This window comes from Thalassospira marina, assembly GCF_002844375.1.
GTDB lineage: Bacteria > Pseudomonadota > Alphaproteobacteria > Rhodospirillales > Thalassospiraceae > Thalassospira > Thalassospira marina.
This window is the reverse complement of the sequence record NZ_CP024199.1, coordinates 991,814-1,015,131: the sequence shown is the minus strand read 5'-3', so window position 1 is coordinate 1,015,131 and position 23,318 is coordinate 991,814. Positions and strand designations below refer to the sequence as shown.

The following is a 23,318-nucleotide window of genomic DNA, read 5'->3' as shown; positions in this document are numbered from 1 at the left end:
AGATTAGGTCCTGGGTATGGTCAGGATCGTGCATCAAGCGAAAAGCCACGTTCACCACTGATGCGTTGCAGGGTCTTAAGCCCGCGTGTCAGCCCATAAAGCCGTTCCATATCGCTGCTTTGCCGGGCATTACGGGCGGCAGTGCGGGTAGTTTGATAAAGTGCGATAAAATCCTGCTGCGATAAATCGCGCAAGAAGGCTTCCTTTTGTGCCCGATCCGAGGCGGGATGATCAAAACTCAGCACATCGAAATCCACCATCACACCCTGCCGCTATTATCCGTGTCCGCCGCCAGCATAATCGAGAAGGCCCACACCATCCATGCCTGCGTCCAGCGCATGAAAACCCGTTTGTCCCGCCGCCATAGGCCAATGCCGGCATAAAAAACACCGCGCTTTTCATCAAAAAGCCGGTTGATGGCAAAGCGCGCAACGCGAGCCGCCCCCGCCCCATCGCCAAAACGATGCAGCGTCGCCATGGCCTGTGCCACCGCATGGCTGTCAAGATAGCCGCCTTTGCCTGCAAAACTGCGCGGGATGCCATCATCATCAAAGCAGGATCGCCGGTAAAATTGCCAGCCCCGATCCATCGCCGCTGTTACATCAACCGGGCAGTTGCCTGAACCATGAAAGCGATGCAGCAAATCAAGGATATAGCCGGTATGAAAACCATCAACAAACCGGTGATGCGGGCGCAGGCCATAGGCCCAACTGCCATCTGGCTGTTGCTGGTTGATTACGCGCTGCAAGGCGGGGGCAGTTACGTCATTACCTGGCTGCAATTGCTGCAAAATCCAGGCGCACCATAGGCTGACATTATGAATTTCCGCAGCACTTTGCGCGATATAGGCAAAAAAGCCCGTATCAGCCGCCGCGCCCTGTTCCTGTTCCTGTTCCTGCCCTTGCTCCCGCCAAAGATCGCGTTTTAAAAATGTTGCACCTGCCTGTAAGGCCGGGTGATGGGATGGCAATTTGCCGCCACGCAACAGGCCATCAATAACAAAACAGGTAACAATGGCATTGGATTGCCCACGCCCGGCATAAAAGGCGCGTGCCTGCCAGGCAAAGGGATATCCCCAGCCGCCATCGTCATTTTGCAGTGCCAACACCTGCCGGGTTAAATCCTGCGCCAATACCTTGCCATCAATCCCGGCAGGGTCTGATTGCCAGTCACAAACAGGCACCCCCGCCCCGGCACCAAGCAACAGGGCCAGTGTTTTGGGATTTTGCCGGGCAGGAATAAAAGCGCAATTGCGCAATATATGCGGGGCATGTTTCATCGCCTGTAACCAGGCCAGCCGGGCGAGGCGCGATGAGGTAAGGGGGCTTAGCGTAAAAAGCCGGCTTTCCAGCCCGTCAAACGGGTCCGCCCCGGCATAATCATGACGGGCCATATGCTGCCATACGCGGTTAAGGATATCGCGCAACGCTTCCCGTTCCGCCGGGGTTAATATGGGGGTGGAAGGGACCGGGTCAAACATCATCCACCGCCGGGGTATTTTCCACCATCCGCCGATGCCAGGCCACACCGGCGGCAACGCCACTTGCCAGCAGATAATGCCCGTAAGACAGGGTGTTATCCGTTACCATCGTTACCATCACCGCCAGCAATATGCCCACCGCCAGCGCCGAATGCCGAACCAGCCAGACCATTATCCCCCATCCTGCCATCCATAACCCGGCCCCGATCAGGCCGGTTTCATAAAGCATATGAAAATGGTCATTATGCAAGGCCCCGAAGGATACGGCGGATTGCATTTTTAAAAGCTGCGCTTCAATCGCCCCCACGCCAAAGCCAAACCACTGTTCGCTGTTGCTGCCGTCCTGCCATTGCTGCCAGAACATCTGCCAATAGGCCAGCCTGCCGCTGGCATGGGTAAACAGGATGCGCGGCAGATAATCCGCGATCAGCCAGAGGCTGCCCCCGGCCAGCGGTAGCCCGATAAGCCAAACCCATGCGCGGGTAGCCGGAATGCGCGTTATTGCCACCAACCCCATCGCCAGAATGGCAATACGCGTCTGACTGGCGACAACCCCGGCCATGCCAATACCGGCGATCAGAACGGGCAATACAGCATTCATCACCGGCTGGGCGGAACGCGGATACAATGGAGCATTTGGTTGTGGCTTACGCACATTTTGCCAGGCCACCATTGCCAGCACGAACAGGGATAAAAACAAAAACGGGTTGTTCAGGCGCCAACCCTCGCTGGTCAGTTGAAATTCACTATCGACCAGCACGTAAACCAGAACCGGCACCATGATGGGTGCCAGGACCGCCCGCCCCTGCATCCTGCCCAGCATCAGCCCCAGTGGCAAAATTGCCAGATTGCCTGCCAGCCGCCAGGCGGCCGTTCCCAAATGCCCCACCACCAGCACCCAGAACAGCAAAGCCAGCCACAGCAGAAACGCCAATATCCCATCCACAGCAAAACCACGCTGGCCCAGTAGCGGCAAAATACCCAGAACCGCCCACAGAACGATAATGGCTTTACTGAGCGTCCCGCCCATTGGCAACAGCCACAGCGAAAGCCCCAAAAGACCCATCCCAAAGAGGGAGCCCAAAAGCGAAAGCGGGCCGAAAGAACGCGGAGTTTGAGGCAGTAACGGGGCAGGAGCACGGGAATGCACACTTTCAGTGCGGGCGGTTTTGTCCGGCGATCTGGCGGGTTCGGGCGAGTGATCAGGGCCGGAAGGGAAAATCATTCATGCTCATTTTCAAAAAACCATGACACGGCGTCTGGCTTATTCCAGGGTATAGCGCGATAAGACTTAGGCATTGCATCCTTTTGGGTCAAATCCCGTCATGATTGCCACCTGCGCCCGCTGGGCCCTGATTTTTGAAATTTTTGCCGCCCCCCTGCTGCTGGGCGGGGGGCGACCATGGGCCTTGGCAATATTGGCGCTGCCCCTTGCCCTGGCATTGCCGATTGCCTTTTTTAAGGCGCAACAGCAGGGCACAGGGCAAACGGAAGGGCGTTTAAGCGCGCTTTCGCCCTTTTTCCTTGCGCTGATTTTGGCAATCCTTTGGCTGATTGCTCAGGCCCTGCCTGTTTGGCCGCAATCCATGATCGCGCCCTTTAGTGGCAGCAGCCTTGCCCTTGCCCCGGCACAGCTTCCCGATCAGGTGCTTTATCTGTTATGGCTGGCTGCCATGCTGGCTTTATCCGCCCTTCAAAGCGAAGCAGGCAACGAAATAACGCCCCTGTGCCGGGCATTGGCGGCCAGTGCCGCATTGCAGACGGCAATTGCCATGATCCTTGATGTTGCGGCAATCCCATCGACCTTATGGTTTGTCAAAACCGCACATATCAGTGATTTCACCGGCACATTTGCCAACCGCAATGCCTTTTGTGCCTTTATAACAGCCGGCTTTTTCGCCTGCCTTTACATGTGGCAGCGCCCCGGTAGCAGTTTTCGCGAGAAAATTGACCCGCATGGCGGCTGGCTGGCTTTGGCAATTTTGCTGTTTATCGCCGCCCTTGGCAGCCATTCGCGCGCCGGGATGCTGGCCCTTATGGCGGGAACATTTGTTTTTATCCTGCACGCGGGCGGGCGTGCCGAGCTTGCGGGGGGCCATGCATTTAGCATCCGTCTGATCACGGCCTTTCTTGCCCTTGCGGCCATGATTGTTGCTATCCTGCTAACCCCCGATCTGCTGGCCCGTTTTGCCGGGCTTTCCCGGCCGGACTGGCTGCAACGTGATGATGTCTGGCAAAGTGCGCTAAACGCCATTATCGCCCGCCCCTATACCGGCTATGGCGCACAGGGCATTGCCCCTGCCCTGCAATATGCCGCCACGCCGGGCATGAATGATGCAGTGCGCTGGGTCAGCAGCCATAATCTGTGGCTTGATATGGTCCTGGTGCTGGGCCTGCCGGTATTTCTGTTGGTGCTGGCATTTCTGGTTAAGGGGGGCCTTGCGGTTTTACGTAGCATCCATCACGACACAACACCTGCCAAACGCGCCCTGTTCATGGCCGTTTTGGTGGCATTTCTGGTGCAATCGGGCCTTGATGGCATTGGTGCACTGCCAGCCGTTATCATGCCGCTTGTTATTTTGCTGGGCTGTCTGGCCCCAGGCCAAAAACAGGCATCAAATACAGCTATTGCCCCGAATGCCCCGCAATAATCAGTTCTGCCAGCAGGGTTTGCGCACGTTGCTGCAACAATTGGTCATTGCCTGCACGGACCATAAGATGGCGGATTTCACCGGCCAGATCAGCCCGTTTATCGGCATTTAACTGGTGCTGGCCACGCAATAGCCCGATCCGGATTTCAAGATCGCGCAAACCAATATGCACATCATTGGGATAAAGCCCCCGCAAATCGGCCATGGCGGCGCTGGCGGCGGCATAATCCTGCTTTGCCAGGGCGTAATTGATTTTCTGGCGCAAAGATGCGGGCACAATACCATCGCCCGCCTTTAGGGTTTCCTGCTGGTCTGGCGCATAAGCAAAAGCAAGGCCATCCTGCCATAAACGGGCCGTTGCCAGCCCCAGCAGGGAAAGCGTGATGGCAGCGATGCCCGCCAACTGCCTGCCTGCCCGGTTCCGCAGATTGAGGCGGAAAAAACGGCGTTCCCCTGCCATTACGCCCTGCGCCTTTTGCGGCTGCCATAATAGGCCCCGCGCCGTGACACACCGCTAAAGACAATGCCATCCGCCGCACAGCCCGCCTGCGCCAGGCGATTACAGGCATCGACAATGTCATCCCGGCGGCTTTTACCCGCCCGAAGCAACAATAACCGGTCATCTGCTGCGCGCATCAGCCATATCGCATCGGCCACGGCCAGGACCGGCGGCGCATCAAGAATGATAAAATCGTATTTGGCTTTCAGGACCGCAATCACATGGCCCAGTTTTTCGGCCATCAATTGCCCGGCCAATGCCGATGAAACCGGGTTTTCCGCCCCCAGAAAATCGTATCCCGGGTGAGTGCCGGTTTCGCCTTCTGCCAATTCAGGCGCATGAACCGGAAATACCGCATTGGAAAAGGCACAATCGCCCTGCAGAACCAGTTGCAAATCGGGCATATTTTCCGCTGCCTCCTGTCCCTCAACCGAGGCCCCCTTCCGCACGGCCCTTTGGCGGGCGAAGGCACCATCCATCACCAGGGCTGGCCTTCGCAAATCGCCATCAAGCAGCAAAACACGCTGACCATTGCGGGCGAAACGGGCGGCAATTATACGTGCAAGGCGGCTTTTACCCTCGCCGGGCATTGGCGAGGTTACGCAAATGACGCGGCCTGCATCCTTTGGGGTTGCGGCATCGGCACCCGTATTGGAAATGGGATGAGGTTGGGGTTGGGGTTGGGGTTGGGGTTGGGGTTGGGAGGATGTGGCCCCCGGCATGTCCCCATCCGCACCGGTCTGACCTGCCTCGCTGCGCAGCCGGATGATGGTTTGCAAATGGCCGATAGCTTCGTTTTCTTCGTCCGTCGCCCGGCCTTTACCATCGCCATATGCCACATGCGGCAACACGGCAAATATCGGCAGGCCGGTCAGGGCTTCGGCATCGCTGGCGCGGTGCAGGGCACGGTCAAAATATTCGCGCAAAACGGCGGCGGCCATCGCCAGCAGAATGGCAAAAAAGCCCCCGATCATTGCAATATGCCGGCGCGATGGAAATACCGGTTTTCCGGGTAATTCCGGGGATTGCAAAATTTCAACATCCGGGCGCAGGGCGGCCAGTTGGGATTGCATCAATCGTGCCCGGTCGGCCAGCAGGGCGACTTCGTCGCTGGAACGGTCCAGCGCGCGCTGCAATTGTGCAAACCCCAGACGGTCCCGGTTATTGCCTGCCATTTCATCCATGATGCGGCGATATTCCCCGTCATAAATTTCAATACGGGTCCGGGCATTTTCAAAATCACGGTTAACGGCTGCAATCTGTGCGGTAATGGCACTATCAAGGTCGGCCAATGCCTCGGCAATTTGGGCGTCATTTGCCAATACCAGCGGGTGGCGCGCGCCATAGCGCCGGGCCAGATCGGCGGCTTTGCTGCGCAAATCGGCCAAGCGTAAATTAAGTTCACGCACACTTTCAGTATTGGCAATTTCCGGCAGACGCAAAAGCGCGCCCATATTGCCTTGCGCATCCGCAATGGCCTGCTGGCGCGATTGCAGGGTTACAAAATCGATCCGGGCGGCTTCGCGTTGCTGGCGAATGGTTTCAAGGTTGCGACCCGTTCCATCATCGCCCCGGCCCGGCCCAACCGCGCCATTGATGGTGCCTGTGGCAAGGGGATGGTCGTCCTGCCAGTCCAGCAGGGCCTGCTGGTGCTGCTGTTGGTTGGTCAGGGCCGCTTCATGCTGGCGCCGGGTTTCGGCATATTGGTCGGCCAGTTTCTGGCGCAAATCATTTTGCCGTTTCCAGACATAACTGTTCACCACGGCATCCAGCATCTGGCGGGCCAAAACCGGGTCCGGGTCAAACAGGGAAATTTCAATCACGCGGGCATTATCGATTTGCGCGGTTTTGATTTTCCCGCGCAAAATCGCGATATCGCGTGCTTCGCGTATTGTTTCCACACTTTCTGCCGGGAAACTTCCGGCTGGGGCAGCGGGTCGCACTGCGCGCTCCGCCCCGAACCATTGGGCCAGTCTGGATGGTTTGGGGTCAAAATCCACCCCTTCGCCCTGCAAAACCGACCGGGCCGCTGATAGCACCGCCGTTCCGCGCAAAACCGCCATTTCCGTATCAAGATCGGAAATCTGAAAGCCTGCCGCTGGCTGGGCGTTTTCACGGCTGGCAAGTGGCGCGGGCGCAGCAGGCAGAAAACCGATTTGCGCACGCGCCTGATAATCAGGCTGCCATAATGGCACCACCACACCCAGCACCGCCAGTAACAGGGCCAGAACCAGCAGGGCGACACCCCGCCGCCGCCAGATGACCGGCACCAGATCCGCCAGCGTCACAGGCTGCCCGCCTGCCCGGTTTTCGGAAAAACGCTGCGTCATGATACCCAATCAAATCTCAACATCATCGCCATGGAATGATCCGGCATACCGGAAAAACGGGGAAACATGGTTAGGCACGATGGAAACCATCCTTATCGCGGGCTGGCATCATCGGGCCACCAGTCATCATTTCCGTTGGGGTTTTGCACAACGGGCGTTTCTGGTGCAAAGGGTGGTGGAATGTCGTGGTCCCCGGCCTCGGGCGCGGCAAAAACCTGCGTCACCACGCCGGGCCTGGCAAAAACACCTTCATTCACAACAGTATCAACCGGGGACAATACCGGCGAATAACGGTCAAACCCGTCGCCGGTATCGCCAAAGGCCGCAGCAGACAAACCCGGTGCATATTGAAATGCCAGGCGTGCCGGGTCCCCGCCGCCATCACCATAGCGCAAAATCGCAATTAACAGGGCATTTGCCAGCAAGCCCTGCAACCCGCCCATCAATGTGGCGGGGATAAATTGCTGCACCAGAAGGCCTGCGAATGTTTGTTCCAGCGTTGACATAATGCGAATGGCGATTTGCTGCCGCGAAACAGCCGTATCACCCGCCGCAATGGCATTTTCACCATCGCCAAATGCGTCGCCTGCCGGGCTTTGCGCCCTATCAATTGTGGTATTTTCCCGTTGCCATTCGTCGTTTTCGGCTTTCTGGTTTTGGCCAAAAAAGGCCGCCAATACCGATGTCAGCGTTTGCCCATCCATGGCTGGCAACGGGCCGGGATGGGTGATTTGCACCAGCCCGCCCAAAAAACCAGCAACAATGCCCGCTGCGGTTTTTGCCAGTTCCCCGCCATCACCTTTAACCGCCTGTTTTTCCGCCGGTGTAATGGCATCCAGCGCGGTTGCCAGCGCCACACCATTGCGATGAATGGCTGCAAGCTGCGTCGGGTTCAGGGGTGTTGGGGGCACAGGTATCGCCGATGCCTTTTGTGGCAACGCGCCATCACGGTTTTGCCCCAAGGCGCTGCCCGCACTTAACATCCCGCCCAGCATACCGCCCAAAAGGGCAATCAGCGTAATGATCCGCATCAGGCGAAACCGTGCCACGGGCCGGGGTACTGCCGGGAATGACGATTGTGGCTGCGCGGCCCGTTCCTGTGGGCATGTGCGCCCGGTTTCGCGGCGCTGTTTTAACACCTCACGGGCAAGCAGAATGGCAAATTTGCCCAGCCCGCGGGCGTAACGCCCGCTCATGGTGCGCGGGGCCTGCAAGACCCGCCAAAACCATTCCAGCCCGGCCTTTTGCCACGTAACGGGTGCTCGTCGGACCTGGCCCGATATTACATCAAATGCCCCGCCAACCCCCACCAGCAGCAACGCCTGGCAGGCATCGGCATATTGGGTTACGAACAGTTCCTTGCGCGGGCTGGGCAAGGCCACAAACACCACTTTCGCCCCGCTTTGACGCGCGATTTCCGCCATTTCGGCATTGCTTTTGCCATAGCCGTCGCAATAACCGGCAATGTTCAACCCGGGATAATTCCGGGTTAAATGCCGGGCTGTCCGCGCGACAATATCGGCTTTGGCGCCTAACAGAAAAACCGGTGCCCCCTGCTGTGCCAGCCCCGGCATCAGCGCCATCATCAAATCAATCCCGGTGACACGCCCGGCAAGTTGATAACCCAGTATTTTTGCCGCCCAGACGATGCCCATGCCATCGGCACTCAGGCAGTCACAGTTTTGCAGGCAGTGCCATAAGGCGGGGTTTTTGCGTGCCGCCACCAGCTTGATCGCATTTAGCGAGATATGGCATGTGCGCACACCGCCCTTTAACCGGGCGAGAATATCATCGCGCAACTGATCAGGTCCTCGCCGGTCCAGTTGCAAATCAAAAAAGGTTTTATTCTCCCCCAAGCAACCTGCCCCCAGTTCAGTTTGCTATTAAACGAAACCCAAGGATGGCATAAGTTAACAAAAAAACATCTTAATATTGAAAGTTAAGCGTGAAAATTGCACTCATCAGCAATCTGATCCCGCCTTACAGGTATTCATCCCATCAATTACTTGCAAAAATGGTTGAGGATACTGGCGGCGCTTTTCGTATTTTCCGCACCCATAAAACCGAACCACAACGTAGCTGGTCGGACCCTTCCGGGCGTTTTTCGCAAATCATCCTGCCGGGGTTTCATATCCCGCTTGGTGAAAATCGCAGCCTTGCTTTGACCCGTTCGCCTGCATCCCATCTTGCGCATTTTGCACCTGATATTGTGCTGATTGCCGGTTTTGGCCCGGCCATGTGGCTGGCCCATAAATGGTGCCGGGCGCGGAATATCCCCTATATCGTGCGTTTTGATGGCTGGGCGGCATCCGATATTGCCTTTAAAAACCCCATCCGCCGTAAAATGCGCCGCGATATTCTGGCCCATGCCCATGCGGGCATCGCGGCGGGCACACCGGGTGCGGACTGGTTTATTGACCATGGCATTGCGGCCAATCAGGTTAGCATCATCCCCATTGCGCCGTCTTTTCGCCCGCCCAACAACCTGCCTGCTAGCACCAGCCGCCCCCATGACCTGTTGTCGTGTGGTCGCCCGACCGATGCCAAGGGGTTTGATCTTTTCCTGATCCTGGCGGCCAAACTTTGGCAAAGCGGTGTGGTAAAAAGCATCGCCATCGCCGGGATAGGCCCGGCGGATTTTAAAACCGTGCAGGCAAAAATCAATCAGGCCGGCATTGGCGAAATCACAACGCTGATACCTGCTGTACCTGCCGATCAGCTTGCGCCGATTTATGGCCGTGCAAAGCTGTTTTGCCTGCCATCGCGCAGTGATGCCTATGGCGTTGCGGTGGTTGATGCCATTTCCTGCCAGACTGTCAGCCTTGCATCGGATCAAACCGGGTGTGCGCATGATATGCTGGTTCCCGGTGAAACCATGCTGCCACTGCCATCGTCCCCCGCCGGGTATGGGTATGATGCCTGGGTGAATGCCGCGACAAAATTGCTAAGCACACCGGATTATTATGCGCATCACCTTGCCCGCCAGACGGCTGCGATTACAGGCAATGCCCCTGAAAATATTGCTCGTCAAACGCTGGTAGCCTGCCAAAAGGTGCTGTTGATGCGCGCTTAGAAACTGGCATCACAGTTAACATCGACCACGTCCATCGCCTGCGGGTTTGCTTTGCCACAACCATGACTTGTCGGATATGGTTTTGCCAGCCGGGAAACCTGAAACGGGGGATATCAGGGGTGCGCAGGGGGAGCCTTTTTTACGCAAGTCGGGAAAACCTGCCTTTTCAGCCCCAATACGGGTTTTGGCGTGCATGAACCCCGATATCTGGATGATTGGCCGGGTTGACCAGTTTGCCCTTCTGGCCGCCCATCTTGCCCGACAGGGCCGCCTTGCCCGCTGGGACAGTTTTTGGCGGCATTGCACCCCGGACGCCCAAGCACCCGCCCCTGCAACCACCACGCACCGTAACCTGCAATCGCTGTTTGCCCGCCCGGCCCGCCGGGTGGACCCTGTTTTGACGGGCATAAAGGGCCGCCATCTGACCCCTGATATTTTGGGAAAATCGGCAAGGATGCTGCGCCTGCCAGCCCATAATCTGGCATCGGATTTGCCGCTATCCTGGCTTGCCGCGCGCAACATGCCGCACAATGTGCGGATATTGCATGGGCAGGGCAATTACAGCCTTCCGGCCATGAAACGGGCGCACAAACAAAATATTATCACGATCAGCGACGTCACGGGCCAGCTGGCCCCCATCCGCGCCATGCAATTAGGCGCGGAATATCAGCAATATGGGCAAAAATGGCGGGAAATATCCGCCTTCCTTGCCAACCGACGCATCAAAGAAGCCTGCTTTGCCGATGCCGTTTTTGCCCCCTCTGCCACTGTAGCAAACGGATTGATCACCTGCGGGGTGGCGGAAGAGCGTATTCACATCATCCCGTTTGATGCGCCACTTGCCCAGCAATGCCTGGTGCTTGATCGCCCGATGCCCATGCTGGCATTGCCTTCCCGTCCGCTTCGTTTGCTTTTTATCGGTCAAATCTCGCTCGCGAAGGGGATTGCGGTGTTGTTGCGCGCCTTTCAGATGCTGCGCAGCCGCCACAATGCGTCAGTCACCCTGACGCTGATTGGCCGGGTGCGCCAATGTGCGGCGGGTTTAATGGCCAGGCTGCCCGATGGCGTTGACTGGCAAGGGGCGATTCCTGCGCGTGATGTTCCATCAGCCCTGCAAAAGGCCGATATTTTTGTTTTCCCCAGCCTTTCCGAAGGTTCCAGCCTTGCCGTGCAGGAGGCAATGGCAGCCTCCCTGCCCGTGATCACGAGTTTTGATGCCGGAAGCCCGATTGAGGATGGTAAAAACGGCATCATTATTCCGCCGCGCAATGCCGATGCGCTGGCCGATGCCATAACAAGGCTGGTGCATGATGCAACCCTGCGCCAGACACTGGGCACCAACGCGCGCAACACAATTGCCCGCCAACTGGCCGAAGGCTATGGCAACAGGGTGAATAACGCCTATGACGAGGTTTTGACCCGTCATGGATAAAAGCACGAGCCTTTTTCGGCCCAGCCCCGAAAACCCGCCGGTCAAGCCGCCACAAACGAAACCCGCGCCAAAGCATATCAACCGCCACGCGCCCCTATGGATGATTGCCAGTAACATTCTTAACCGCGCGGGCGGGTTCATCATTCTGCTTGTTCTTGGGCACGGTTTCAGCCCCGATCTTCTTGCGCGTTATTTTGCTGCCCTTGTCAGTATTTCGGTTGCCGTCAGCCTTACCCAGGCCGGTTGCGGGCCGCTTCTGGTGCGCCTTGCGCAATATCGGCAATGGCGATCGATCAGCTTTATTGTCGCCATCAGGATGACAGTCGCGCTTATCGCCATCGCATGGATTGCGCCCCAACTTCCGCCCATCGCCTGGCCTGTTCTGATCATGCCATTTGCGGCTGCCATCTCGCCCGACTGGCTGGTTTCCGCCCGGTTGCAATTTAACAAAATCCTGTTTGTTGGGGCCTTTGGGCAGCTTGCCGGTCTTGGCGTTGCGCTTTATGCCACAAAGCTTGCCAGCGGCCCTTCATGGCTTTATGCCACCGCACCGGCCATTAGTGCGGCAAGCTGTGTGGCATCCTTTTGGGTTGCTTTTGCCAAATCAAGCGCTGCCGCCCCGGCCCCAGCAACGGTTCCCCATCCAAAACCAGCAGGTTCATTACCCGTCAAAATCTGGCCACAACTGGTCGCCTTTACCTTGCTGGCGGGCCTGCTGCCCAATATCGATATGGCCCTGCTGCCTGCTTCATTACCGCAGGCGCAGCAGGATGCCCTGTTGCTGGTGCATCGCCTGTTATTGCTTGCCGCTGCCATGATATCGGCCATTTCCGGGGTGTTATTTGCGCAAAACCGGCATGTGGGAAGGTGGGATTTCTGGCTGATATTACCGGCCATCGGCATGGCATTGGTGTTGCTGGCAGCGCCGCAAATTGCGCTGGAACTGCTTTTTGGGCACAGCCATAACAATGAAGTGGGCCTTGTGCGTATCGCTTCGTTCTGGCCGCTGTTGCTTGCCCTTGTTATCCGGCAGATCCTGCTGCTTCAGGAACGTTCGGGGCATTTGGGCACGATGTGCATCGCGGGCATTATAATTGTTGCCGGTGCCGCCCTGATTGCGATGTGCGACAGTGCAATTGGCATCATGGTGGCGATGAATGTGAAACTGGTGGTTCTGGCAAGTATCCTTTATCTGGCAGCGCGATTTGGCCCATTGCGGGGGAAATCATCATGCCGGACTTAAAGGTTCAGATTGATCAAAACCGGCTGATTTCCGGGCAATATGGCCCGATTACATTTGGCCCCTGGGGGTTTGAGGCATCGGATCGCCATTCGTTTTTAACGCTTGATGATAACAGCCGCGATATCACCCAAACCGGGCAGGATTACCAGTTCCGCCAGGGAATTTGGCATCTGGATTATCAAACGGCATTTGACCCCGATGATCAGTCCCTGCGCATTCGGGCGCGGTTTACAGCAAGGGTTGCCAGCCCCCTTCAGGATGCCGTTATCAGGCTGGTTTTTGATAAATCATCAATTGATCACGGCATCATTGCGGGCAAATGCATTCGCCATACCAACAGCGATAAATACCGCCTGCATCCGGTGCGCAACGTTACCTTGCAAGCAGGGTCCCATCGCATCACGGTGACGCTGGATCATGCCGATGGTGCCGGGCGGTTCAGCCCCTTTATGTATCTGCGCGACCGCGATGATCACTGGATCATTCATGCAAGGCTTCTGCCCCACGCCCCTATTGATAATATCTGGCTGCGCTGGGCCAACCGGTTTTTCACGCTGTCATGCCCCAATGCCCTTGCCCGTACCATCTGGCACCTGCCCGGTGGCAAGGCCCTGTTTTGGCGGCTACGCGAAAAATGGGGCCGCCACGCCCCGGAAATTCAGGCTGTTCCCCTGAACATCATACCGGCTGGTCATAGCCTTGTGCTGGAGGTGACATGCCGGTTTCACTGACCACGCCCGCCAATGATACCGCCCCGTCCCCGCGAAACCGGGCCAATCGGCTGGCCGCCTTGCTGGCCGATATGCTTGCCGATGCGCAAACGAAAAACGGCGATTTTCCCCAGCATGGCTTTTATGCCGCCGCCTTTGCCATTGCCCTGTGGCATGGCCTTGACCCCGGCAAATATCAAACGGCGATAACGCAAGCCATTCACGCCCTGCGCAAACAGGATGATGGCAATAAATATCACCGCGAATTTATTGAATTTGCCCTGTCGCAAACAATGGCATTTCGCGCAAACCAGCGCCGCGAAATTTTGCGTCGCAAACCCTGGCAAAACGCGCGGGTGGGAAACTGGCTGATCCTGCGCATGGTGTGTTTGGAAAAGGGCGGGGTAATATCGCGCCTTGCGGCAAAGGTTTTATGGCGCTTTATCGACGGGAAATTTCGCGATGGCGCGGCATTTCTGGATCGACCGGGATGTTTTTCCGCCCAATATCATGCCTTTTGTGCCGCCCTTCTGACATTCAGCCAGCAACCCGCCTGCCAACAGGCCGGGCTGGATGCCGCAAAGCTGATTAATGACATTACGCGCCAAAGCGGCCATGCCAACCTGATTGGTCGCGGGGCCGGACAAAGTTTTGGCATCGTCAGTGCCATTTACGCCCTGCTTCATGCCGGTTTTGATCGGCCTGCGGAAAAGCTGCTTGATCAGATCGAACAAAGCCTGCTTGCGCATCAAAACCTGCCGCTTAACCTTCTTGCCGATCCATCCGATGATGCCTCCGATGAGGCCAATGCACGCAGAAAACCCGGCTGGTACAGTTATAACCGCCATTATGACTATCTGGCCTTTGCGGGATTTTTCCTGATGCGTGCCGGGCAGCTACCGGAACGAAAAGCCGCGACATTACCGCAAACATCAAAACCAATCGCGCCAATACCAGCGCCTAAAATCTTTCGCATCACTCGCGGTGAAACCTATTGCGCGCAAATGACCCTGGCGGGGAAAAGCCCCTATGATGTCGCACCAATGCCGGTTGTTACCTCCGCCCAAGGCGACATCATCCTGCCCCCTTGCGGGGGCGAGCAGGATTTTATCAGCCTCTATAACAGCCGCAGCCTTCCCCTGCCGATCCTTTTGCCTGCCCCTAAAGGGGTGCTGCGTTGCGCAACACCATCTTCAGCGACGTATCGGGGCGATATATTTTTGATGCCCTTTGAGATCGGCAGATATGCTGGCCAGCGAGAAATCCGGTTTTCACCATTTGAAATTACCTTCACGGACCAGATATTTGCGTTCAACCAGCCTGATGATACCGATCATACCGACAATACCGGCTTAACAGCCCGCCTGTTTCGCCTGTTCATCCCGCAAAATCTGGTGGCAGAGCGGCAATCGGAAACCTGCATTATTTTCCCGCAACAGGGGTTGCAGGTTAATGCCGACACAACGTTACACCTTACCCCATCGCATCATTTTTCAGCCCTTGGCAGGGTTCAGGTCCTGTTTTGCCAGCTTCCCTATGCCCCCGAAACCGGATGTTGCGCCACCATGACCATGTGCTGGCGACGGGGGGATAGATGATGCACATAGAAAATATCGGCGGGATGGCATCATCCGGTGCAATCTGTAACGGCAGCAACGGCAACGGCAACGGCAACGGCATCACCATCATCACCACAATCCGTAATGGGCAGGCTCACTGGGCGAATTATTTTGCCAATCTGACCGATATTCTGGGGCCGGATGATCATGCCGTGATTGTTGATGACGGCTCGGTTCCTGCCCTCATGCTCCCGACGTCATTCAGCGCGGATCACCGTATTACGGTGCTTAATCCGGGTAAAATCGGCCGGGCGGCCGCCCTTAACCTGGCAATTTCCCATGCGCCAACTCCACTGATCGCCATTCAGGATGTGGATGACCAAAGCCTGCCTGCGCGCCTGCCCGCAATGCGCGACTTGCTGGCGCGCTATCCCGAAAATCTGGTGTTTTGTGATGCCCTGGGTCCAAATACAGCACCAGATGATCAACTGCGCAAACCCCGCATCATTCCGGCAAGCAGGCTTTATCGCGGTAATCCGTTTCATCATTCCGCACTGGCGTTTCATAAAGACCTTTGGCGCGAAGCTGGCGGGTATGATGGGGGTCTTGAATGCTGCATTGATCTTGATTTTTATCTGCGCGTTCTGGCGCAATCACCACATCAATCCTTCATTTTTTACGAAGCCGGGCTTATCCGCCGTCACACAGGGCATGATCGGCAATATTCCCGCCTTTCGCCGAAAACCTATCATCAAACCGCATTGATGGTTCGCAACCGCTATCGTGCCAAGTTAAAGCCGCCGGTCTGGTCCCGAGCCTATGATATGCGCCACTGGTTTCGTGCGGCATGTGCGTATTGGCATCATGATATGGCGTGCACAGCAACACGCCCGATAGGCCAAAAACATATCCTTGCCCTCGTGCATTTACCGCCGCCCCTGCATGGTGCTGCTGCGATGAATGAACGGGCGGTGCATATTATGGCAAAACGCCATCGTGTGAGCCTGTTACCCCTTCGATTTTCAAGCAGCATCGCCAGTATTGGCCAGTCCAGTCTGCTGAAATATGGTCGCGCGGCATTCTATGCTTTTACCCTGTTACGGCAGGTCATCATGGATCGGCCCGACCAGGTTTATTTCAGCTTTGCCCCTAGCGGCCCGGCCTTTTGGCGTGACAGCCTTTATGCGCTGATCCTGCGCGCACTTCGCCTACCAGTCATTTTTCACCTGCATGGCCGTGGCCTTAAAGCCCTGCGCGATCGGTCCTGGCTGGCAAAGCGGATTCAAAAACGGGTTTTTAAAAACCAGACGGCGATCATTCTGGGAAAGGCGTTGAATGCCGAGGTTGCGGGATTGGATTGTAACGTTGCCATTATCGGCAATTGCGTCGATGTACAGGAAAAGCCTGCCAAATTGGATAACCCCGATCAAACAACCCGCCCGTTTCGTATTCTTTATCTATCCAACCTGATCCGCAGCAAAGGGGTTGATACCGCCATTACCGCCGCAGGACTGGTGAAACAAAGCCTGCCTGAACTTCACCTTGATATCGCCGGGGCAGAAGCAGACATTGGCAAGGTGGATTTAAAAACCATGCTGGCACAGGCGGGCCTTTTGCAAAACAGCACCTATCACGGGGCGGTAGGTGCCAATGAAAAGGCAGCTTTGTTTGAAAACTGCGATCTGTTTGTTTTTCCCAGCCGCTATGCCAATGAAGCCCAGCCGCTTGTGGTGCTAGAGGCGATGGCGCATGGCGTGCCCATTATTTGCAGCAATGCCGGCACGCTGGGCGATGTGGTTAAAGATCAGAAAAGCGGATATATCCTGCGCGATGCAACAGACGCGAACGAACTTGCGACACTGATTTTAAAAATGCAGGAAAACCCTGCTGCGCGGGCAAAAATGGCAAAGGCCGCCCATGAAACCTTCACGGCGGCCTTTCATCCCGAAATATTTGAGCGTGCGTTAAACGAGCTGTTTGACCAACAGTCCTAGCACAAGCTTACAGACGCCAAAGTTCGATATCATCCGGGCGTTCATCACGCGGCAGCATGGCACGGACATCGGCAACAAAGCCTTTTCCACCAGCCAGAAGCCCCGTGATCATATCCCAGCCACCCTTGACATAATCCTGATGGGCAACAGCCATCACGACCGCGTCAGCAGGTTTCAGATCCTGTGTTGCGACAAGTTGCAAACCATCAAATTCATGGGCCACTTCGGCGGCATCGGCTTTCGGGTCATGAACCTGAACGGTAATACCGGCATCACGCAGTTCTTCGATGATATCGATCACGCGGGTATTGCGGATATCGGGCACATTTTCCTTAAAGGTCAGGCCAAGCACCGTTACGGTCGGGTTATTCACCCCGCCTTTACGCATGATCGCACGGATCACCTTGTTGGCAACGACTTCGCCCATGCCATCATTGATGCGGCGACCTGCGAGAATAACCTGCGGGTAATAACCCAGTTCTTCTGCCTTGTGCGTCAGGTAATAGGGATCAACACCAATGCAATGCCCGCCAACCAGACCAGGGGTAAAGCGCAGGAAGTTCCATTTGGTGCCTGCTGCGGCCAGAACGTCGCTGGTATCAATGCCGGCACGATCAAAAATCAGCGAAAGTTCGTTCATCAGCGCGATGTTAAGGTCGCGCTGGGTATTTTCAATCACCTTGGCGGCTTCGGCTGCCTTGATTGTTGGCGCCTTGTGAATACCGGCCGTCACCACGCTACCGTAAACAGCGGCCACAATTTCAAGGGTTTCGGGTGTCTGCCCTGAAACAACCTTGGTAATCGTGGTAAAGCGGTGTTCGCGATCACCGGGATTGATGCGTTCCGGGGAATACCCCACCGTGAAATCGATGCCTGCCTTCAGCCCGGATTGGGCTTCAAGGATCGGCAGGCAGACATCTTCGGTCGCACCAGGGTAAACTGTGCTTTCATAAACAACGATATCGCCCTTTTTCAAGATCGCACCCACCGTTTTTGATGCCGAACGCAATGGCGACAGATCCGGCAGATTGGCCTGATCGATCGGTGTGGGCACCGTAACGATATGGAAATCAGCCTTGGCAAGGTCGGCCGCATCATCGGTCAGCAACAGGTTGGCAGCGGCAAGTTCCGGTGCATCAACTTCGCCCGTCGCATCATGCCCGTCACGCAACTGGGAAATGCGGTTTTTATTGATGTCAAACGCAATGGTTTGCGCGCCCTGCGCCCCGAACGCCACAGCCACCGGCAAACCGACATAGCCCAATCCAATAACCGAAACCTTGCGTCTGTGGCTCATAAAGCTGACTTTCCGATAATCAAAAATGACGCTGTACTTCTAATCACCGTGAAATACAGCGTCAATGAAGCACTGAATATAGCCCGCCAATTTCCGGTCAATCGCGCCAATATTCCGCGATGAAAAGGACATAGACGGTCATCAGTTCCAACCGGCCCAGCAGCATTGCCAGAATAAGGATCCATTTGGTGGGATCGGACAGGGCCTCGAAATTGCCGGACGGACCGCCAAGCACACCCAAACCAGGCCCGGCATTGGCCATGCCCTGTGCGACCAGCGTAATCGCCGAGAGGAAATCCGGCCCGGTGGCCATGATGGCGACCGAAAGGATCAGAAGCGTCATCATATAGATGAAAAAGAAATTGCGAACGCCCAGAATGGTCGGTTCATCCACCGAACGCCCGGCATAGCGGGTCAGCAAAATCTGATTGGGGCGTACCATCTGGCGTAACTGGCGCACAAGGCCAGCACCGAGAATTTGCCAGCGGAAAATCTTGATGCCGCCCGCGGTTGAGCCCGCACAGCCGCCGATCAGCATTAACATAAACATCAGGCCAATGGCGAAGCTGCCCCAGGCACCAAAATCGCTGGTGGCAAAGCCGGTATCGGTCAGAACCGAGGTCACGTTAAAGGCCGAAACACGCAAGGCATGCCAAAGCGGCATATGGTTGTTATTCACATTCCAGGCCGTCATCAAAATGATGGCGGTTACCAGCACGCACAGAAAAACAAAAACCTGGCGTTCCTGAAAAAAGGCCCGGCTGCCCTTGGTAAACAGATGCGCATAAAAAATAAGCGGCAGGGCACCCGCGGCCATAAAGACAATTCCCACCACCTCGATGCCGACGGAATCAAAATACCCCATCGAGGCATCCTTGGTGGAATAACCCCCGGTGGCAATGGTGGCCATGGCGTGGTTGATGGCATCAAAGCTGCTCATACCGGCAAGGTCATAACCGATGGCACACAGCGCAGAAAGCCCTACATAAACCGCAACCGTCAGGGCCGCCATATGCACAACACGCGCGACCGGTTTGCCGGAAATATCCGATGATTCCGTGCGGAAAAGCTGCATGCCACCCACACGCAACATGGGAAGCAGCATCATCGCCATCACGACAATGCCCACCCCGCCAATCCACTGCATCAGCGAACGCCACAACAAAAGCCCCGGCGCCATATCGTCAAGGCCACTTAAAACCGTTGATCCCGTTGTGGTCAGCGCGGACATGGTTTCAAAATAGGCGTCGGTAAAGCTAAGACCCAGGCTGGAGAAATAAAGCGGCAAAGCGCCAAACAGGCTGACCAGCACCCAGGCCGAAACCGTCAACAAATATCCCGCGCGGGCATTTAACCGATCTGAAAGCCCACGGCAGGACAAGGCCAGGGACGCCCCGACAAAGGAACATACCCCTGCCGACCCGGCAAAAGCCCACCAATCCGCATTGGCAAGGCCAAGATCGACCATCATCGGCACAACCATGGCGCAGGCCAGCACCACCAAAAGCAAACCATTGACAAACAGGACAAAACGCAAGGCACTGCCAGACGGTGTCATGAATTCTCCGGGGTTGCGATATGTGATGAAGCGCCCACCGGGCCGCTTTTTCAAATATGGAAATCACATATCTAGAATAGTAACGGCGCGCCAGAACGGCGGACCGGGGAATATTGCGCTGCAGCAAACGTCTTATGCCATATTGCCCCGTATTAGAAGACCTTTAATCGCGAAACCGATATGTGCATGAAACGCATGACAAAAACAAAAATGGCGCGCCCGGCAAAAATGCCGGAAACGCGCCATTTCCCTGATCGCGGGCCAAAACCAGCCGGGACTGATCAGTATGGGTTCCAGGATGCAGGAATTTCCCCTGTGTTAGACCACGCGTTTGAGCATGTGGGCAAACAGGGTTTTTTCGACATTTTCGATGCCACCGGCATGAAATTTTTGAATATGCGGGCCATGTTCATGGTGGCGGTTCCGGGCTTCTTCCGATGCCCATTGCTCGACAAACACAAAAACACCCGGATGATCGCGATCTTCAAACAGGTCGTATCGAATGCTGCCATCTTCCTTGCGGGATGGTTCAACCACAGCAGCCAGATCCTGGCGCAGGATATCTTCCTTGCCCGCTTTGGCCTGCAATCCGACAACAATAAACAGTTCGCTCATATCATTTCCCCTTAACCGGGCAGGTGATGACCGATAATTGCCACCACCTGCCCGTCAAAATGCTTAGCCGTCAGGCTTGCTTATGCGTTGGCGGCTTCGTTGGCTTTTTCCGGGTTAAAGCCATCCGCGCTTTCAAACACTTCCATGAAGCCCGGAACGGTTTCTTCGCGGGCCCAGTCGCGTTGCAATTCACAATACATCTGCACCCGGCTGATCAGCTTCACCCCGGCCTGTTCCATCCGACGCAGGGCTGCTTCGTGGGCAGCAACCGATGTGCCGCCAACTGCGTCAACCGGCACATAAACGTCAAACCCTTCGCGAATGGCATCCAGTGCCGGGAAGGTAAGGCAGGCTTCGGTCCAAAGGGCGGTCATGATCAGCTTTTTGCGCCCGGTTGCCTTGACCGCCTTTTTAAATTCGGTGTCTTCCCAGCTATTGATCGAGGTGCGGTCATAGGTGGGAAGATGGCCCAGAACTTCCTGCAGTTCGGCAATGGGTGGTTTGTTGCGGCCGGTTTCGACATTGACGGTCGAATGAATAACCGGCAGCCCGTTATGCACGGCAGCCCGCGAGGTGCTGACGATGTTGAAAACCAGTTCATCGCGCGGCATCGAACGGATCGATGAAACCTGAATGGGTTGATAATCGATAATGATGAAAGCCGCGTTTTTCGGCGTCAGCAGATCGTCGGTCAAAGGATTGCGAATTTCTTCACTTGCCATTTCAGATATTCCCCTTGGTTGGATGATTTGGTTGAAAGTGTTGTTCGGTGAATGGGTCGATGGGGTATGTGCGCTGGTCGGGACATGCCCGTTAAAACCAGGACGGGGCCAGCGCACCCCGCCCCAGACAGGGCCTGCAAACAGGCCCCGATGACATCGATCAGCTTGCGGCGTGAACGAAACGCCCGGCGTTGAAATCTTCGACCGCCTGGCGGATTTCGGCGTCACTATTCATGACAAAGGGACCGTAACCGACGATGGGTTCGTCAATCGGTTCACCGGTCAGGATCAAAAACCGGGAATCTCCATCGGCATGAATGGCAACTTCGCCGCCTTTGCGATCCAGCAGGACCATTTCGGCCTCGCCCGCCTGATGGGACTTTTCAATGGTCAGATGGCCAGTCAGAACCACGATCATTGCGGTATGGCCCACCGGCAATTCGGCAAACCAGTCGGCATCGGCACGCAGGGTCGCATCCCATACATTGATCGGGGTAAAGGTTTTGGCCGGTCCCTTGATGCTGGCATAATTACCCGCAATGATGCGAACATTGCCCGCCCCCATATCCAATGAGACCTCGGGGATATCGTCCTTCAAAATGCCCTGATAGGCACCTGGCGCCATTTTATCGCGTGCAGGCAGATTGACCCAAAGCTGAACCATGCGAAACGGCCCGCCGGTTTTGGCAAATCCGGGGGAATGGTATTCCTCGTGAATGATGCCACCAGCGGCGGTCATCCATTGCACATCCCCCGGCCCGATCACGCCGCCATTCCCGGCGGAATCACGGTGTTCAACCTCGCCATCATAAACGATGGTAACCGTTTCAAAGCCGCGATGGGGATGTTCACCAACGCCACACCGTGTCGATGTTGGTTCAAAATTATGGGGGCCAGCATAATCAAGCAGCAGAAAGGGGCTGATATGGGCACCAAGCACATTGTAGGAAAACAGCGAACGCACCGGAAAACCGTCGCCAACCCAGTGTTGCCGTTCGTTGCCATAACGACCCAAAACCTTTTTTGCCATGATCGTCCTCCGGTATCTGTTGATTGGATGCGATATCCAATTCCGTTAACCGATGACATAACATCAGGACAATGATGTAAAAAGATTGCCAAAAGCAACACATCATCCTATTAACAGGACGATGCAGGACCTTAATGACCTTTATTATTTTACCGCAGTTGTCGAGCATGGTGGCTTTTCGGCGGCCGGGCGGGCGCTGGGTATTCAGAAATCGAAACTAAGCCGTCGTATGCTTCATCTTGAGGAGCGGCTGGGTATTCGCCTGATCAACCGGTCATCACGCCGTTTTTCGGTAACCGAAATTGGCCGGGAGTTTTATGACCGCTGTGTCGCCATGCTGGTCGAGGCAGAAGCCGCCGAACAGATCATTGCCGAAGCCCGCGCCGAACCGCGTGGGCTGGTGCGCATCAGTTGCCCGCCAGCCTTGCTGTCGTTTCAGTTTGGCGACCTTGTTGCCCGTTTCATGATGGAAAACCCATCAGTCCAGGTGCATCTGGAAAGCACCAACCGGCGTGTTGACGTTATTGCCGAGGGATTTGATCTGGCAGTAAGGGTGCGTTTCCCGCCGCTTGAATCATCGGACCTGGTAATGCGCTGGCTTGATGAAAGCACCCAGTGCCTTGTCGCAGCCCCCCAACTGGCAAACAGCGTAAAGGTGGATTCCCCCGCCGATCTTCACCAGTTGCCCAGCCTGGACCTGCAACGCCCCAACCGCGAGCATTCCTGGGAACTGCACCATGCAGATGCCCAGGTGGCGACCGTGCCGCATTACCCGCGCATGATAACCGACGACATGGCAGTTTTGCGCGCAGGAGCCATAGCCGGTGCCGGTGTGGTACAGCTTCCCACCATTTTTATATGGGATGATGTGCGTGCCGGGCGGTTAACACATGTTTTGCCCAACTGGCGACCAACAGCTGGCATTGTTCATGCTGTTTTTCCATCCCGGCGCGGGCTTTTGCCATCTGTTCGGGCGTTGGTGGATTTTTTTGCCCGTGAATGCGCCATTCAGCGCGCCCAGGCCAACAAGGTTGTGCCGCCCATCACCACCCCCACAATCGAATAAGCCCGGCCCGGCCCGCAGGCCGGTTGACGGGCAGCCCAGGCGATTATTGGCACCAACAA

The 23,318-nt window shown here is 56.2% G+C and carries 19 protein-coding genes; 8 read left to right on the top strand and 11 right to left on the bottom strand.

What is annotated here, in order from left to right; all coding sequences use genetic code 11:
• Positions 1 to 20 precede the first annotated feature (20 nt).
• Genes CSC3H3_RS24965 through CSC3H3_RS04495 form a run of 3 tightly spaced genes read right to left on the bottom strand, consistent with a single transcriptional unit; the run spans position 21 to position 2,537 of the window.
• Positions 21 to 260, bottom strand: a complete 240-nt coding sequence (locus CSC3H3_RS24965; RefSeq protein WP_245881268.1) for a hypothetical protein — start codon at positions 258 to 260, stop codon at positions 21 to 23.
• Entirely contained in the window at positions 260 to 1,480 is a 1,221-nt protein-coding gene (locus CSC3H3_RS04500; RefSeq protein ID WP_245881267.1) for a prenyltransferase/squalene oxidase repeat-containing protein, read from the bottom strand. The genes CSC3H3_RS24965 and CSC3H3_RS04500 overlap by 1 nt, the downstream gene beginning before the upstream one ends.
• Positions 1,473 to 2,537: an O-antigen ligase domain-containing protein gene (locus CSC3H3_RS04495; protein WP_157831827.1), complete on the bottom strand. Its 1,065-nt coding sequence runs from the start codon at positions 2,535 to 2,537 to the stop codon at positions 1,473 to 1,475. The genes CSC3H3_RS04500 and CSC3H3_RS04495 overlap by 8 nt, the downstream gene beginning before the upstream one ends.
• 268 nt (positions 2,538 to 2,805) lie before the next feature.
• Here CSC3H3_RS04495 and CSC3H3_RS04490 point away from each other — a divergent pair, with 268 nt between their 5' ends.
• Positions 2,806 to 4,131, top strand: coding sequence for an O-antigen ligase family protein (locus tag CSC3H3_RS04490; protein WP_101283983.1), 1,326 nt, complete (start codon positions 2,806 to 2,808; stop codon positions 4,129 to 4,131).
• On the opposite strand, the gene CSC3H3_RS04485 is transcribed toward CSC3H3_RS04490, so the two are convergent.
• The 3 genes from CSC3H3_RS04485 to CSC3H3_RS04475 form a co-directional block, all read right to left on the bottom strand.
• The gene (locus CSC3H3_RS04485) at positions 4,106 to 4,591 is read right to left on the bottom strand and encodes a hypothetical protein (RefSeq protein ID WP_101283981.1); all 486 of its coding nucleotides are present in this window, start codon (positions 4,589 to 4,591) and stop codon (positions 4,106 to 4,108) included. The two genes, CSC3H3_RS04490 and CSC3H3_RS04485, sit on opposite strands and share 26 nt — an antisense overlap.
• Positions 4,591 to 6,960, bottom strand: a complete 2,370-nt coding sequence (locus tag CSC3H3_RS04480; protein WP_157831826.1) for a GumC family protein — start codon at positions 6,958 to 6,960, stop codon at positions 4,591 to 4,593. Before CSC3H3_RS04480 ends, CSC3H3_RS04485 begins: the two co-directional genes overlap by 1 nt.
• 92 nt (positions 6,961 to 7,052) lie before the next feature.
• On the bottom strand, positions 7,053 to 8,816 hold the full coding sequence (locus CSC3H3_RS04475) for a WecB/TagA/CpsF family glycosyltransferase (protein WP_101283977.1): 1,764 nt from the start codon (positions 8,814 to 8,816) through the stop codon (positions 7,053 to 7,055).
• A gap of 89 nt (positions 8,817 to 8,905) precedes the next feature.
• Between CSC3H3_RS04475 and CSC3H3_RS04470 the strand changes: the two genes are divergently transcribed.
• The 6 genes from CSC3H3_RS04470 (at position 8,906) to CSC3H3_RS04445 (ending at position 16,971) form a co-directional block, all read left to right on the top strand.
• The gene (locus tag CSC3H3_RS04470) at positions 8,906 to 10,033 is read left to right on the top strand and encodes a glycosyltransferase family 4 protein (protein ID WP_157831825.1); all 1,128 of its coding nucleotides are present in this window, start codon (positions 8,906 to 8,908) and stop codon (positions 10,031 to 10,033) included.
• 193 nt (positions 10,034 to 10,226) lie between these two features.
• A complete protein-coding gene (locus tag CSC3H3_RS04465; protein WP_101283973.1) occupies positions 10,227 to 11,465 on the top strand; it encodes a glycosyltransferase family 4 protein in 1,239 nt (412 codons plus the stop codon).
• Positions 11,458 to 12,708 carry a polysaccharide biosynthesis protein gene (locus tag CSC3H3_RS04460; RefSeq protein ID WP_101283971.1) on the top strand — a complete coding sequence of 417 codons (1,251 nt, stop codon included), beginning with the start codon at positions 11,458 to 11,460 and terminating at the stop codon, positions 12,706 to 12,708. Before CSC3H3_RS04465 ends, CSC3H3_RS04460 begins: the two co-directional genes overlap by 8 nt.
• Complete coding sequence (locus CSC3H3_RS04455; protein WP_101283969.1) at positions 12,696 to 13,439, top strand: hypothetical protein; 744 nt, start codon at positions 12,696 to 12,698, stop codon at positions 13,437 to 13,439. Before CSC3H3_RS04460 ends, CSC3H3_RS04455 begins: the two co-directional genes overlap by 13 nt.
• On the top strand, positions 13,424 to 15,016 hold the full coding sequence (locus CSC3H3_RS04450) for a hypothetical protein (protein ID WP_101283967.1): 1,593 nt from the start codon (positions 13,424 to 13,426) through the stop codon (positions 15,014 to 15,016). The genes CSC3H3_RS04455 and CSC3H3_RS04450 overlap by 16 nt, the downstream gene beginning before the upstream one ends.
• Positions 15,013 to 16,971 (top strand): glycosyltransferase, encoded by a 1,959-nt coding sequence (locus tag CSC3H3_RS04445; protein ID WP_101283965.1) that lies wholly within the window; start codon positions 15,013 to 15,015, stop codon positions 16,969 to 16,971. The genes CSC3H3_RS04450 and CSC3H3_RS04445 overlap by 4 nt, the downstream gene beginning before the upstream one ends.
• A gap of 7 nt (positions 16,972 to 16,978) precedes the next feature.
• On the opposite strand, the gene CSC3H3_RS04440 is transcribed toward CSC3H3_RS04445, so the two are convergent.
• The 5 genes from CSC3H3_RS04440 to CSC3H3_RS04420 all read right to left on the bottom strand — a co-directional run bounded on the left by CSC3H3_RS04440 (position 16,979) and on the right by CSC3H3_RS04420 (position 22,193).
• A complete protein-coding gene (locus tag CSC3H3_RS04440) occupies positions 16,979 to 18,268 on the bottom strand; it encodes a nucleotide sugar dehydrogenase (protein WP_101283963.1) in 1,290 nt (429 codons plus the stop codon).
• A gap of 97 nt (positions 18,269 to 18,365) precedes the next feature.
• On the bottom strand, positions 18,366 to 19,826 hold the full coding sequence (locus tag CSC3H3_RS04435; RefSeq protein WP_101263967.1) for a TrkH family potassium uptake protein: 1,461 nt from the start codon (positions 19,824 to 19,826) through the stop codon (positions 18,366 to 18,368).
• 318 nt (positions 19,827 to 20,144) lie between these two features.
• Entirely contained in the window at positions 20,145 to 20,441 is a 297-nt protein-coding gene (locus CSC3H3_RS04430) for a putative quinol monooxygenase (protein WP_101263966.1), read from the bottom strand.
• A gap of 80 nt (positions 20,442 to 20,521) precedes the next feature.
• Positions 20,522 to 21,163 carry a hydrolase gene (locus CSC3H3_RS04425; protein WP_101283961.1) on the bottom strand — a complete coding sequence of 214 codons (642 nt, stop codon included), beginning with the start codon at positions 21,161 to 21,163 and terminating at the stop codon, positions 20,522 to 20,524.
• A gap of 160 nt (positions 21,164 to 21,323) precedes the next feature.
• Complete coding sequence (locus tag CSC3H3_RS04420) at positions 21,324 to 22,193, bottom strand: pirin family protein (RefSeq protein ID WP_101283959.1); 870 nt, start codon at positions 22,191 to 22,193, stop codon at positions 21,324 to 21,326.
• A gap of 121 nt (positions 22,194 to 22,314) precedes the next feature.
• Here CSC3H3_RS04420 and CSC3H3_RS04415 point away from each other — a divergent pair, with 121 nt between their 5' ends.
• Positions 22,315 to 23,259, top strand: coding sequence for a LysR substrate-binding domain-containing protein (locus tag CSC3H3_RS04415; RefSeq protein WP_101283957.1), 945 nt, complete (start codon positions 22,315 to 22,317; stop codon positions 23,257 to 23,259).
• Positions 23,260 to 23,318: the final 59 nt, after the last annotated feature.